16 protein-coding genes and 1 tRNA gene are annotated in these 13,683 nt (G+C 31.7%); 6 read left to right on the top strand and 11 right to left on the bottom strand.

The window, feature by feature from the left end; all coding sequences use genetic code 11:
* Positions 1–104 precede the first annotated feature (104 nt).
* The gene (locus ACFSSB_RS10005; RefSeq protein WP_379903741.1) at positions 105–3,110 is read left to right on the top strand and encodes a reprolysin-like metallopeptidase; all 3,006 of its coding nucleotides are present in this window, start codon (positions 105–107) and stop codon (positions 3,108–3,110) included.
* A gap of 54 nt (positions 3,111–3,164) precedes the next feature.
* Here the strand turns inward: ACFSSB_RS10005 and pth are convergent, their stop codons facing one another.
* From pth to ACFSSB_RS09990, 3 genes are all read right to left on the bottom strand, one after another.
* Positions 3,165–3,800 (bottom strand): aminoacyl-tRNA hydrolase, encoded by a 636-nt coding sequence (pth, locus tag ACFSSB_RS10000; protein WP_379903739.1) that lies wholly within the window; start codon positions 3,798–3,800, stop codon positions 3,165–3,167.
* Between the two features lie 81 nt (positions 3,801–3,881).
* Positions 3,882–4,496 carry a 50S ribosomal protein L25/general stress protein Ctc gene (locus ACFSSB_RS09995; RefSeq protein ID WP_379903737.1) on the bottom strand — a complete coding sequence of 205 codons (615 nt, stop codon included), beginning with the start codon at positions 4,494–4,496 and terminating at the stop codon, positions 3,882–3,884.
* A 26-nt stretch (positions 4,497–4,522) separates the two neighbouring features.
* Positions 4,523–5,464: a ribose-phosphate pyrophosphokinase gene (locus ACFSSB_RS09990; RefSeq protein WP_379903735.1), complete on the bottom strand. Its 942-nt coding sequence runs from the start codon at positions 5,462–5,464 to the stop codon at positions 4,523–4,525.
* Between the two features lie 143 nt (positions 5,465–5,607).
* Here ACFSSB_RS09990 and ACFSSB_RS09985 point away from each other — a divergent pair.
* Positions 5,608–5,687 (top strand) — tRNA-Leu (locus ACFSSB_RS09985).
* 213 nt (positions 5,688–5,900) lie between these two features.
* Here the strand turns inward: ACFSSB_RS09985 and ACFSSB_RS09980 are convergent.
* The 5 genes from ACFSSB_RS09980 to ACFSSB_RS09960 all read right to left on the bottom strand — a co-directional run bounded on the left by ACFSSB_RS09980 (position 5,901) and on the right by ACFSSB_RS09960 (position 8,706).
* A complete protein-coding gene (locus ACFSSB_RS09980) occupies positions 5,901–6,260 on the bottom strand; it encodes a DUF2200 domain-containing protein (protein ID WP_379903733.1) in 360 nt (119 codons plus the stop codon).
* A gap of 21 nt (positions 6,261–6,281) precedes the next feature.
* Entirely contained in the window at positions 6,282–6,722 is a 441-nt protein-coding gene (locus ACFSSB_RS09975; protein ID WP_379903731.1) for an SRPBCC domain-containing protein, read from the bottom strand.
* Between the two features lie 59 nt (positions 6,723–6,781).
* Positions 6,782–6,946 carry a hypothetical protein gene (locus ACFSSB_RS09970; RefSeq protein WP_379903729.1) on the bottom strand — a complete coding sequence of 55 codons (165 nt, stop codon included), beginning with the start codon at positions 6,944–6,946 and terminating at the stop codon, positions 6,782–6,784.
* Between the two features lie 163 nt (positions 6,947–7,109).
* A complete protein-coding gene (locus ACFSSB_RS09965) occupies positions 7,110–7,859 on the bottom strand; it encodes a hypothetical protein (protein ID WP_379903727.1) in 750 nt (249 codons plus the stop codon).
* Between the two features lie 145 nt (positions 7,860–8,004).
* Positions 8,005–8,706, bottom strand: coding sequence for a putative metal-binding motif-containing protein (locus ACFSSB_RS09960; protein ID WP_379903725.1), 702 nt, complete (start codon positions 8,704–8,706; stop codon positions 8,005–8,007).
* A 156-nt stretch (positions 8,707–8,862) separates the two neighbouring features.
* Between ACFSSB_RS09960 and ACFSSB_RS09955 the strand changes: the two genes are divergently transcribed.
* From ACFSSB_RS09955 to ACFSSB_RS09940, 4 genes are all read left to right on the top strand, one after another.
* Positions 8,863–9,138, top strand: coding sequence for a hypothetical protein (locus tag ACFSSB_RS09955; RefSeq protein WP_379903723.1), 276 nt, complete (start codon positions 8,863–8,865; stop codon positions 9,136–9,138).
* A gap of 365 nt (positions 9,139–9,503) precedes the next feature.
* Positions 9,504–10,094 carry a HupE/UreJ family protein gene (locus tag ACFSSB_RS09950; protein WP_379903721.1) on the top strand — a complete coding sequence of 197 codons (591 nt, stop codon included), beginning with the start codon at positions 9,504–9,506 and terminating at the stop codon, positions 10,092–10,094.
* Positions 10,095–10,220: 126 nt separating this feature from the next.
* Positions 10,221–10,652 carry a deoxycytidylate deaminase gene (locus tag ACFSSB_RS09945; RefSeq protein ID WP_379903719.1) on the top strand — a complete coding sequence of 144 codons (432 nt, stop codon included), beginning with the start codon at positions 10,221–10,223 and terminating at the stop codon, positions 10,650–10,652.
* Positions 10,652–12,241, top strand: a complete 1,590-nt coding sequence (locus ACFSSB_RS09940) for a S41 family peptidase (RefSeq protein WP_379903717.1) — start codon at positions 10,652–10,654, stop codon at positions 12,239–12,241. Before ACFSSB_RS09945 ends, ACFSSB_RS09940 begins: the two co-directional genes overlap by 1 nt.
* Here ACFSSB_RS09940 and ACFSSB_RS09935 read toward each other — a convergent pair.
* The 3 genes from ACFSSB_RS09935 to ACFSSB_RS09925 are packed head-to-tail and all read right to left on the bottom strand — an operon-like array spanning position 12,238 to position 13,631.
* Positions 12,238–12,846: an FAD-dependent oxidoreductase gene (locus ACFSSB_RS09935; protein WP_379903715.1), complete on the bottom strand. Its 609-nt coding sequence runs from the start codon at positions 12,844–12,846 to the stop codon at positions 12,238–12,240. The two genes, ACFSSB_RS09940 and ACFSSB_RS09935, sit on opposite strands and share 4 nt — an antisense overlap.
* Positions 12,846–13,049 (bottom strand): hypothetical protein, encoded by a 204-nt coding sequence (locus tag ACFSSB_RS09930; protein WP_379903713.1) that lies wholly within the window; start codon positions 13,047–13,049, stop codon positions 12,846–12,848. Before ACFSSB_RS09930 ends, ACFSSB_RS09935 begins: the two co-directional genes overlap by 1 nt.
* Positions 13,050–13,631: a MarC family protein gene (locus tag ACFSSB_RS09925; RefSeq protein ID WP_379903711.1), complete on the bottom strand. Its 582-nt coding sequence runs from the start codon at positions 13,629–13,631 to the stop codon at positions 13,050–13,052.
* Positions 13,632–13,683: the final 52 nt, after the last annotated feature.

Here is a 13,683-nt window from a genome sequence, read left to right as displayed (position 1 = left end):
TAATCGTGTTTTGTTAAATAGGGAGAACACATAACAAAAATACAATTTTGTTATTCTTTTAAAGTAACAAATATGAAAATTTCATTAATATAAATTACACAATTATGAAAAAAAAATACTTCAATTTTTTTGCATTATTGTTATTAGTGGTTCTGTCGCCATTAACAGCAAATGCACAAAATGACTATTGGTCTTCTGCATCTAAAGAGTCTCTTAGGTCTGAAGCTAAAGTAAATCGCGCTTCTGAACCCACAAAATTTCAAATTTTAAACCTTAATTTAGAAAGGTTTAAACAAGTTTTAGAAAGTGCTCCATTAGTTGATGAAGCTAGTACTAGTAGATCTAATCTTGTTATGGACTTTCCTATGGCAGATGGTAATTTTGAAAAATTTACTGTGTCTGAATCTCCTATCATGGAGGCTGGATTAGCAGAGCGTTACCCAATGATTAAAACCTATAAAGCAATTGGTGTAGACGATCCTACTGCTACTATGCGTTTTAGTGTTACACAGTTTGGACTACATGTTATGTCGTTATCAGGTGTAAGAAGTTCTGTATATATTGACCCTTATACAGAAGACAGAGCCAATTATATAGTTTATGATAGAGCGTCTTTAAGTCAAGATACGCAAAGTTTTGAATGTTTAGTAGATGAAAACATAGACTTATCCTCTTTAGAAACAGATAGAGGATCTGCTAATAGAGAAGATACAGATGATCAAAAATTAAGAACCTATAGATTAGCACAATCTTGTACAGGAGAATATGGTCAAATATTTGCTGGAACAGGAACAGAGGCAGAGCAAAAAGCTAATGTGCAAGCGCAAATGACTATAACCATTAATAGAGTTAATGAAATTTATGAACGTGATTTAGCTATACGTTTAGTTTTTGTAGCTAATAATGATGAGATAATATACCTAAATGCTTTTACAGATCCATGGACTGGAGAGTATAATACAACAACAGCAATAACTATAGATAGTGTAATAGGAGTGGATAATTATGATATTGGTCATAATTTTAATACTACAGGAGGTGGTAATGCAGGATGTTTAGGTTGTGTTTGTGCTAGTACTAGTGTATCAAACTTTCATAAAGGAAGAGGTTATACAGGAAGAGCAAACCCAACAGGTGATGCATTTGATATTGATTATGTAGCACATGAAATGGGACACCAATTTGATGGATACCATACTATGAATACATGTAGTAGATCTGGTAGTGGATTTACAGAAGTAGAACCAGCTTCAGGAAGTTCTATTATGGGATATGCTGGTATTTGTTCTACTAACGTACAATCTAATAGTGATGCACATTTTAATTATGTAAATATTAGAGATATAGCTGCTAATATTCAATCAGGAACTAGTAGTACTTGTGATGTTGAAACAAGTTTAGCTAACCAACCTCCAGTTGCAGATGCAGGAAGTGATTATGCAATTCCGCCAAGTACAGCTTACGTATTAAGAGGTTCTGCAACAGATCCTGACGGAACGGCAACTTTAACCTATAACTGGTCTCAAAATGATCCTGAGCAAGCGCCAGGAAATGGTTCTCCAGAATCTACTTGGTCACAAGGACCATTATATAGATCTATATTACCAACAACTTCTCCAGACCGTTATATGCCAAGCTGGAGTGATGTGGTTGCAGGAAATTTAACACCTACTTGGGAAGTAACACCTAGTGTTGCAAGAGAAATGAATTTTTCTTTTATAGTAAGAGATAATGGTAGTGGTTTTGCTGCAGGTATTGGACAAACAGATGCAGATTTAATGACTATTGATGTTCAAGGTGGTGATCCTTTTACAGTGGTTTCTCCAACAGTTTGGGGAGGAACAGGAAGTGCTAATACTTTAACATGGAATGTTGCAGATACTAATATAGCACCTATTAACTGTCAAACCGTAAATATTAAGTTCTCTACAGATGGAGGAGTAACTTTTCCTGTAACTTTAGCTTCAGGTGTTGCTAATGATGGTTCAGAAACTATTACTATGCCTACAGTCGCAGATACAAATAATGCAAGAATAATGGTAGAAGCTGCAGACAATATATTTTATGCGCTTTCTAATGTTTTTTCTATTAATAGTACTCCTACCTTTGGTCTTAGTAGTGCAAACAGTGCGCAATCTGCATGTAATATAGATGCTGTTGCTTATACTGTAGATTTTGCTACTATTAATGGTTTTAGTGAGTCTATTACTTTTAGTGCAACTGGTAATCCTGCTGGATCTACTGTAACTTTTTCACCTGCAACTTTAGCAGCAGACGGACAATCTGTAATGGATGTAACGGGTTTAACTGGTGCTACAGCTGGAGATTATACTATTACTATTACTGCTACTGCAGCCTCTGAAACGGTATCTATTGATGTAGATTTAACAATAGTAGATGGTATGTGTACCTCTGTTGCTAATACACAATATGAAACAAGTACAACATTAGTGCAGTTTGGAACTATTGATAATGCTTCAGGAAAACCTTCTGGTTATAGCGATTACACCGCTATTTCAACAGATGTTAATAGAGAAAGTGCTTATGATTTAACTGTAAATATGAACACAGATGGACCTTATACTTGTTATACTACAGTGTGGATAGATTGGAACCAAAATTGTGTTTTTGATGCAGAAGAAACTTATGAGTTAGGTTCTGCTTTTGGTACAGCTGATGGACCAGCAGGAAATTCTCCGTTATCGGTTACAGTACCTACAGATGCCGTTCTTGGAAGTACTATTATGCGTGTAACTACTAAATTTGGTGGTACAGCCTCTTCTTGTGAAAATAGTCATGATGCAGAAGTAGAAGACTACACTGTTAACGTATTGACTTCTTTAAGTGTACAAGAATTTGCTACAGATGCTGTTAGTGTTTTTCCAAACCCTAATAATGGTGAGTTTACCATCAAATTAAATTCTACTTCTGGAAATAATATAGGAGTGGTTGTTTATGATATTAGAGGAAGAAAAGTATATAATAATAGCTTTATTAATACTTCTAGTTTCAATCAAACTATTAACTTAGGAGATGTTGAGTCTGGTGTATATTTATTAAATGTAACAGACGGAGCAAGAGGAATTACTAAAAAAATAATTGTAAATTAAACGGTATTTATATAAGTTTAAATAAAAATAAGGGAGCGTAAATGCTCCCTTATTTTATTTTCCGTTAAAAGTATTCATGGTGTTGTTTATTCCTGCTGTACCAAAAGATTTTATAAGTGCTATAGCTTTATCTAGTCTTTCTGGAAGTTTACTTTTTTCTTCATCGGTCCATTCGCCTAATACGTAATCTATTTGTCTTCCTGTACTAAAAGCATCACTTATACCAAATCTAAATCTATTGTATTTTGTAGTGTTTAGTTTGTCTTGTGTGTCTTTTAATCCGTTATGTCCACCATCACTACCTTTTGTTTTTAGCCTTATGCTACCAAATGGTAAGTTTAAGTCATCTGTAATGACTAATAAGTTTTCTAAAGGAATCTTTTCTTTTGTTAACCAATATAAAATAGACTTTCCGCTTAAATTCATATAAGTACTTGGTTTAAGTAAAATAAAGGTTCTGCCTTTAAATCTGTAGGTTGTAAGGTCACCAAGTTTTTGTGTTTCAAATTGTAGATCTTCTGTTTTAGCAAGGTGATCTAGAATTTTAAAGCCAATATTATGTCTGGTATTTGTGTATTTTTCTCCAATATTTCCAAGTCCAACAATTAGAAATTTTTTCATAGTATCTATTTCTTCTGTTTTATGTGTGTATTTCTTATTCTTGAAAAGCATTTTTAAGAAAGTACACATAGCAGGTTTCTGTTTTTTGTAAAAATAAAAAAAGCATTCTGAATACACAGAATGCTTTTATAATTGTATGAATAAATACGTTTATTCTTGAGCTTCACCTGCTGGAGCAGCATCTGCATCGTCTTCATCATCATCAGCATCAACAACAGCAGTTCTTGAAGTTTTAATTTGACAAACTACAGTGTTTTCTGAGTGTAATAAAGTGTATTTTTCTTGGTTTATGTCTCTTACAAAGATTTTATCTCCAATTTTTAAAGGAGTAATATCGATTTCTATAAAATCAGGTAAGTTAGCAGGAAGCGCTTTAACACGTAATTTACGGTTGTTTTTTCTTAAAACACCACCATTTTTAACACCACGAGAGTTTCCTACGATATTTACAGGAATATTTAAAGAGATTTCTTTATCATCAAATAATTGATAGAAATCTATGTGTAAAATTCTGTCTGTTACAGGATGAAACTGAATGTCTTGTAATACAGCATTAAAAGTTGATCCATCTGCAAGCTCAATCACAACTGTATGCGCATTAGGCGTGTATACTAGTTTAGAGAAAGCTAATTCTGGTGCAGAGAAATGCACAGGTTTATCTCCTCCGTATAATACGCAAGGAACCTGACCAGCATTACGTAAAGCTTTTGTTGCTTTTTTGCCTACGCTTTCTCTTTGAGATCCGTTGATTGTAATTGATTTCATTTTTTTGTTTTTATATTAATTATTAATTACATTAAAAATTTTGAGCTAATTGATTTGTTGTGGTGTACGTTTTGCATCACTTCAGCAAATAAATCAGCAGAGCTTAAAACTTTAATTTTAGCGCTTTCTTTTTGAAGAGGAATAGAGTCTGTTACTATTAATTCTTCAAGTTTAGAGTTTTCAATTCTATTGTAAGCTTCACCAGATAATATTGGGTGTGTACAAATAGCTCTTACGCTTAAAGCACCTCTTTCCATCATTAAATCGGCTGCTTTTGTTAATGTTCCTGCAGTATCTACCATATCATCAACAAGTACAACGTTTTTACCTGTAACATCACCAATAAGTTCCATGTGTGAAATTACGTTAGCTTTAGCACGTTGTTTATAACAAATTACTACGTCGCTTTCTAATGCTTTTGAATAGGCATAAGCTCTTTTAGAACCTCCCATATCTGGAGATGCAATAGTAAGATTGTCTAAGTTTAATTCTTTTAAGTATGGTAAAAATATAGTAGAAGCAAATAAATGATCTACTGGTTTTTCAAAGAAACCTTGAATTTGATCTGCATGTAAATCCATGGTGATTATTCTAGTAGCACCTGCTGCTTCTAACATTTTTGCTACTAATTTTGCAGCAATAGGTACTCTAGGTTTATCTTTTCTATCTTGTCTTGCCCAACCAAAATAAGGAAGAACAGCTGTTATATGTCTTGCAGATGCACGTTTAGCAGCATCTATCATTAATAACATTTCCATTAAATTTTCTGGACCAGGATGTGTAGAACCAATAATAAAAATACGAGTGCCTCGAATAGATTCCTCATAAGAAGGTTGAAACTCTCCATCACTATAGGTTGATGTTATAACTTTACCTAAATGTGTGCCATAAGCATCAGCAATTTTCTGAGCTAGAACTTTACTTTGCATACAAGAAAATATCTTTGCTTCAGTAATTGTATTTGACATGATTAATCTATTATTAATTAGGCTTTTATATGCCTTGTTTTTATTGAGGTGCAAATTTAGAGTTTTTTTTCGTTCTTTAAAGCATTTACTTCGTATTTTTAAAGGTTATATTGAAAAATAATATATTTTTGCAGAACAAAATTGCTCAAGTGGCGGAATTGGTAGACGCGTCGGATTCAAAATCCGATTCTTAGGAGTGTGGGTTCGATTCCCACCTTGAGTACAGAGTAAAACCGTAAGGTGCTATGTTTATAGCGTTTTACGGTTTTTTTATGCGTGAAAACGAGTAGTAGAAATGGGTGTTTATGGTGTTGTTTATGCTTTGTTAAGCGTTTAGTAACTAAAGTAAGCCAATAAAAACCGAATAGAAGTTTGTGAAGCGTATAAAAGGATAGGTGAGAATAAACGATTAATAGTTCTAGTTTTTATTTTTTTCTTAACGTAAAATTTTCTCCATTTTTCTGCCTCTAGCCAGTTCATCTACCAATTTGTCTAAAAATCGTACTTGTTGGGTTAGTGTATTGTCTATTTCTTCAATTCGATAACCACATATTACTCCTTTAATTAAGTGTGCATTAGTGTTTAGTGTAGCCTTTTCAAAAAAGGTCTTGAAGGTGGCTTTTTCATCTATAAATTCTTGTAGCTTAATTTCGTTATAACCCGTTAACCATTCTATTACTTGAAGTAGCTCTTCTTTTGTTCTTCCTTTTTTTTCTACTTTAGTTATATAATGAGGGTATACAGAAGCAAAAGTCATTTTTGCAATGCGTTCATTATGTTCTGGTGTAACTTTCATTTTTAATATTTTAGTGTGTTTTTACTTTTTTCGCATAAAATCGAATGCGCCTTGCCTAAGTTGTACACCATATTCTAAGTAAGCTTTCATGCAAGCAAGAAAATTAGCCCATCCTCCTGTATTTTCTAAAGCCCATTTAAGGTTGTTTTCATTAAAATCTTTTCCGTTTTCGTTCACTCGTACTATGGTACTGTTGTCTGGTAATTTCTCTAATGTGATTTTTACAATAGTTTCTGGATCCCAAACAAAAGAAATGAAGCTTGGTTTTTCTGTTTTAACCTCTTTAATAGAAAATCTAGTATTAAATTCAGGGAATTTCCAAGTTACGTCTTTTCCTGTTTCCAATCTTCCGCTACTTTCTGAAATGAAATATTTAGTCATTTTCTCCGGATTTACAATTCCTTCAAAAACATCTTCAATAGGTTTCTGAATTTGTAAAATTGCTTTAGACTCTAGTTTCATAGGAACTCTTTTTTAGTTATAGAAATTGTATTAAATACTTTGTTGTTGGTGTGTAATGGTTAGTTTTTAAAGTTCTTTTGAGAATATTGTCCTAAGAAATAGGCAACTAAAATTGGGATTATGGCAAAGGCTATATATTTTTCTAAAACATGATATTCAGAAAAGACTATTAGTATGGCAGTTGCTAGTATTATAAAAATGATGTCGAATGTTCTTTTTTTCATTTTAATATTTAGTGCGTTTTACAATCATGTGTACCTAATAAATGGAAACGATTTAGGTAGTTGTTTATTAGGAGTTTTTACACCTCTAATGTACTAAATATAATAGAAATAAGCGAATATTTAAGTTGGTACGAAGTATTGGTTATAGATTTTAGAAGGTGATTTAGATGTTTTTCTTCTTTTTTAAAAACTCAATTATTTCTTTATCTAATAGTAGTTTTTGGGTATGTGATTTAATAGAGTCTGTTGTCATTGGTGTACTTTTAATCTGTAGTGATTTTAACGATTTGTCTTTTTGTGGAGCTATAAGAATCGTTTTTCCGTAATTTAAGTCGAATAGCCTTGTGTTAACTATAGCATAAGCATTGTTTTCAGCGGTTTGAAATGCTAGATAATCAATTCTATTGTTTTTAGTTTTAATAAAACCTTGGCCTAAATAATCTGGATGATTTCTAGAAATAACAATGCTCTGATTTAATTTATAGTTTATAGTATCTATGGTGTCTGTTAAAACTAAAATCTGAAAAAAAACTTCGTCTTTACTGTTTTTTAAACGGTCTTTATTTAGTTGGTTTTTACCAACAGAAAACCCATTCATTATAATGTTTTTGTTTTCCCACTTCAATTCTTCGTAAAGCGTTGCTAGGCCTTTAAAACTTCCTTCTCCTATTAAATTATAGTTTGGTACAGGAAATGCGCCAAGTTCAAAAGGACCAAAGTCACCAATACCAATAAATTGTTTGTCGTCTTTAAGCTTTTCTTGGTCCCAAGTGGTAGAGTCTTTTCTGTTGTTTAAATATTGCACTCTTTTTATAGCGTTCCATTGTTTGCTTTCAGGTTTAGTTTTTGAAGGTGCATCTACACAACTACAAACAATGGTTAGTGTGATTAAATAAGATAAGATTTTTCGCATTTGTTTCATTTTTAAATACTTATAACGTAGTTTGTGTGTGTTTAATTGTTTGATTTTAGTGTTTATTTAGGATATAAAAAAACTCAGGATAGAATTTTGTCCTGAGTTTTTTAGATACTTAACAAATTTATTATTTGGTATTTTATTATTGGCAAACACTAATGCCGCCTCCAATATCTACACATGTTTGACCTTGCGCACAATCTGAATCATTATTACATTGCGTACCATAATAATGGTAGCAAACTTCATCTATACAAACATCAAAAGTTAAAGGGTTTCCGTCGTCACAAGCTGTATTGCTTGTGCAACCATCAATAATACCATTGCAATTATCATCTATATTGTTGTTTGGTATTTCATTGGCTCCAGGATTAATTGAGGCTTCTGTATCATTACAGTCTGTGTTGTCTGTTACGTAGCCTGTTGGTGCCATGCTGCCTGCAATAATAGAGTTGTTGTTGTCGCCATAATCATCTCCATCACTATCTCTGTAATAGGTAATTGCGGTTACACAAGTACCATTTTCGCAAACTTCACCAGCAGCGCAATCTGTTGTGTTTTCATCTATTATTCCATTTCCATTATCATCTATTCCATTGCATAATTCTGTTGCATTTGGAAAAGCAGAGGCATTGGAGTCGTCAAAATCGGTATTGTCTGTTACGTAACCCGAAGGCTGCGTGCAAGATTGTTGAGCTATATTTTCGTTTCCAAATCCATCTCCATCAGCATCTTGATACCAAGTTTGTTCTGTACAAGCATCATCGCTATCACTGCAAGAATAAAAAGAAAGCAATCCAATTGTTAATAGTGTGATTACATTAATTAAGTTTTTTTTCCTCATTGTTTTTTATTTTAAATTTATACTTATTTGTGTTTATAGGTTTGAAAGCACTATTTAGAAAACACCTTTTAGGTACCTACTTAAAGATAGAAAAAAAGAAAAGGAAAAAGTATGATTTTTGTCATTTGAAATACTTTTATCTGGTTTGTTAAATTATTGAAAAAGAAGCTGTTATTAGTTGTTTGGTTGTTTTTATTTATTGCTACTTATTTTCAAACATCCATTTTTAATTCATCTATGTCAACTACTGAGTATTTGTTCGTTAGTTCTCCAGCAGGAGAAACAGTTGAAAATGTAATTGATGGAAATATTTATACTAAATATTTAGATTTTAATGTGGAGGATGGTATGGGTTTCATTGTAGGTTTAGGAGGTTCTTCTTTAGTTGCAAAATCTATTGACATTCCAACTTTACCTATATTTTCTCATTAATTTTAGTGTAGTTCCAACAACTTCACTAATTTTTCTCATTCCTATTAATTCAGATACTTTTGTTATTGACATTTCGTTTTTTTAAATGGCTACAGTTAATTGATATCTATATATGATAAGTCTTTTAGCTTCCTTTTTAGCAATGTTAAAAGTTGTTTTTTAATATTTTTAAACTCAAAAAAAGGGTTGATAAAGAGTTGATTAATAGCTAAAACAGTATATGTAAATTATTTTTCTTTTCATCTTTAAAATATGAAAACCTCTGATGTCTAGGTTGTTTGCATCTAATCTGTAAACCTTAGTGTTTCTATAAAGATTTTTTATTTTAAATTGTATATTTACGCAAAACCCAAATACATTAATTTATGCTTCAAGAATTCTGGTTTAACGTACAATATGGAATAAACCATGTGTTAGACATTAATGCTTATGATCACGTACTTTTTTTAATAGTGCTTGCTGTTCCTTATATTTTTAAAGATTGGAAACGTGTTTTTATATTAGTTTCTCTTTTTACCTTAGGTCACACCTTGTCTTTGGTGTTAGCGGCATATCATGTGGTATCTGTAAATGGTAAACTGGTAGAGTTTTTAATTCCGGTAACCATATTAGTTATGGCTATTTTTAATGTGTTTACAGCTGGTAAAACAGCTAAAAGTGATAAACTAGGCGTTTTGTTTTTTTCAACACTCTTTTTTGGTCTAGTTCATGGTTTAGGTTTTGCTAGAGAGTTTAATATTATGGTTGGTAAAACAGACAATAAATTATTAACTCTTTTAGAGTTTGCTTTAGGAATAGAAATAGCACAAATAATAATTGTTTTTGTAGTGTTGTTTTTAGGATTTTTAATGCAAACTATTTTTAGGTTTTCTAAACGCGATTGGGTTATGGTTGTCTCTGCTGTGGTGATTGGTTTAGTAATACCAATGATAATGAACAGTGATTTGTTTGCTTAGCCACTAAAGTTTTGGTAAAAATTTAACGTACAAGTGTTGTAAATAAAATACTTAGCAAGTATCTTCGTTATACTACTTTGTGTCTTGTGTTTACAACTAGAAAAGATGCGAACTACAATTTAAAATATGTCAGAAAAAAAGAGGCTTAAATATGATAAAGCCTATTTAAGAATAGCAACAGAATGGGGAAAACTATCTGCTTGCGAAAGAAAACAAGTTGGTGCTTTAATAGTAAAAGACAGAATGATTATTTCAGACGGTTTTAATGGTACACCAACTGGCTTTGAAAACTATTGTGAAGATGATGAAGGATACACAAAATGGTATGTATTACACGCAGAAGCTAATGCTATTTTAAAAGTAGCTTCTTCTACACAATCGTGTAAAGGTGCTACCTTATATATTACATTATCTCCTTGCAAAGAGTGTAGTAAACTTATACATCAAGCCGGAATTGTAAGAGTGGTTTACAACCAGGCTTATAAAGATGATTCTGGACTTCGTTTTTTAGAAAAAGCAGGAATAGAATTAGAATTAATTGAAGATTTAGAAGCATAATGAAAACCTCAAAAAAATACTTACCATTATTTCTTGGTGTTGCTATTGCAATAGGTATTTTTATAGGTGGAAAATTAAATTTTACAGATTCTTCTGATAGATTATTTACCTCAAACAGTAAAAAAGATAAGCTTAACAGACTTATAGATTATATAGATTATGAGTATGTAGATGAGGTAAATACAGATAGTATTGTTGATGTTACAGTAAATGGTATTCTAGAAAATCTAGATCCACATTCTGTATATATTCCTAAAGAAGATATGCAGCGTGTTAGCGAAAACATGAAAGGTGATTTTGTGGGTATTGGCATCAGTTTTTACACGTATAAAGATACCATTGCAGTAATTAGAACTGTGGAAGGAGGTCCTAGTGAAAAAACAGGAATTCAAGGTGGAGATAGAATTCTTATAGCTAATAACGATACTTTATTTGGTAAAAACTACTCTAATAGTGCTATTGTAAATAAGCTTAAAGGGCTTATGGATAGTGATGTAGAGTTAAAGGTTTACAGAAAAGGCGAGCCTGATTTGTTAGACTTTAAAGTTACAAGAAACCACGTGCCAATTGCTAGTGTAGATGCAGCTTATATGCTTACCCATAACTTAGGGTATGTAAAAATTAATCGTTTTGCAGAGTCTACATTTAAAGAGTTTAAAACTCAATTAAAAAAACTTAAAAAACTTGGTGCTACACAAATTGCTTTAGATTTAAGAGGTAATCCTGGCGGTTTTTTAACTATTGCAGAGCAAATAGTAGATGAATTTTTAGAAGATGATAAACTTATATTATTTACTAAAAATAAACGAGGTACAATTGAAAAAAGCTTTGCTACAAAAAAAGGAGACTTTGAAAAAGCAAACGTTTTTGTGCTAATAGATGAAAACTCTGCGTCTGCAAGTGAAATTGTTGCAGGAGCATTACAAGACAATGATAAAGGTACTATTGTAGGTAGACGTTCTTATGGTAAAGGTTTGGTGCAACGTGAAATGCAATTAGGAGATGGTAGTGCAGTGCGTTTAACGGTTTCACGTTATTATACACCAACAGGAAGGTCTATACAGCGTTCTTATAAAAATGGAAATAAAGATTATTACGATGAGTATTTTGATCGTTTAGAGAGTGGTGAATTACTAGATCCTGATAAAATACAAGTAGCAGATTCTTTAAAGTTTAAAACACCTAAAGGAAAAGTGGTGTATGGTGGAGGCGGAATTATACCTGATGTATTTGTGCCTTTAGATTTAAGTATGCAAAACGAAACCTTTAACTTTTTACAGCAAACAGGTTTTTTAAATTATTTTGTTTTTGAACAGTTAGATAAGCAAAGAGAAGCTTATGATAATTTAACGCAAGAAGATTTTGTAAATGACTTTATAATCTCTGATGATGTTATTCAAGATTTTCAAGTATACCTAAGAGAGCGTTTAAACAGAAATATTACTTTTTTAACCTTTAAAGATGAGATTAAACTTATTATAAAAGCATCTTTAGGTCAACAGTTATTTGGCGAAGGTACTTATCAAGAAGTAATCAATCAAAAAGATATTATGATTGATGAGGTGATTAGTTTAAGTAAAGAAAATTAAAGGCTAATCTTGTCGTGTACTTTAGTGTGTACGCCATTATTCCAAAGGGTTAAAATATCTGTAGCAACTTGCGCTCCGCTTCCAGAAGCTATAGCAAATTGACTTCTCCAACCAGCTAAAGTTCCTGCTACATATAAACCATCTTCTATTTTATGGTCTGTATTTTTTAGCCAAATTCTATCTTTTTCTTTTACAGCTCTTGGGTGAGGTTCTATATAGTTTTCTAAACCTTTTATAGTCATTAGGTTTGTGTAGCCAACAGTAATAACAACCGTTTTAGTTTGGTAGGTTTCTTTGTTGGTAGTAACAGCAAATCCGGTTTTAGATTTGGTGATTTCTAAAACTTTTTCGTTGTCTATTTGGCTAACGTGTGGATACTGTGTTTTAAGTTGTTCTTTACCTTCATCTAAAATACTAGCTCCTGTAGTTCCTGCAGGTAAGCCTAAAACATTATTAAATAATGCGTTCTGTAGATGAGATGTTTTTTGGTGTATAACAATACCAATGTGCTTATCTTTAGCAAATGCTTTGTTTTGAGCAGAACCCAAAACTAATGCGCAAGACATTCCTGCTGCTCCACCACCAATAATAAGCACATCAAGCATTACTTTTTGTTTTTTAATTGTTTAGTTACTTTTTTAGAAAGTCTTAAAACTTGTAATAAAGCTATAGCGCATAAAGCGGTAAATATGGTTATTAAGGCAACCACACTTTTATCTTCAAAAAGATTATTGAAGTTTACCTGTGTGATGTTGAAAATAATTAAACCTATGGCTATAATGGTAAATATGATAGTAAATGCTTTCATTTATATAAATAGTGCTTTAATGTTATGTGCAAATAATTTTACTGCAATAGCTAATAGTATAACACCAAATATTTTTCTAATAATGCTAATTCCGTTAGGTCCTATTAATTTTTCAATTTTAGCAGACGTTTTTAAAACAATATAAATAATTAAAACGTTAAGTAAAACTGCAACTATTATGTTTTCTATTCTATACTCTGCACGTATAGAAAGTAAGGTGGTTAAGCTTCCTGGTCCTGCAATTAAAGGAAATGCTAACGGAAATACCGAAGCTGTCATAGAACTATTTTCTTCTTCTTTATATAGTGTGATTCCTAAAATCATTTCTAAGGCTATAAAAAATAAGATAAAAGCACCTGCTACGGCAAAACTGTTTACACCAATACCAATTAAAGAAAGTATATTTTGTCCTAAAAATAGAAATACAATCATTATAATTCCAGCAATAATAGCAGCCTTTTCACTTTGTATATGACCTACTTTTTTTCTTAAATCGATAATGATAGGAATGTTTCCTATAATATCAATTACAGCAAATAGAATCATAAATGCGGTAAATATTTCTTTAAAATTAAGTTGCATTATTTTCGTTTTTAAAATTTGGTGCAAATGTCGTTATAAAATCAAATATTCC

It is taken from the genome of Lacinutrix gracilariae (assembly GCF_042684485.1).
In the GTDB taxonomy this organism is placed as follows: Bacteria; Bacteroidota; Bacteroidia; order Flavobacteriales; family Flavobacteriaceae; genus Oceanihabitans; species Oceanihabitans gracilariae.
Note: the sequence above shows the minus strand (reverse complement) of the source record. Positions and strands in the feature narration are given on the sequence as shown.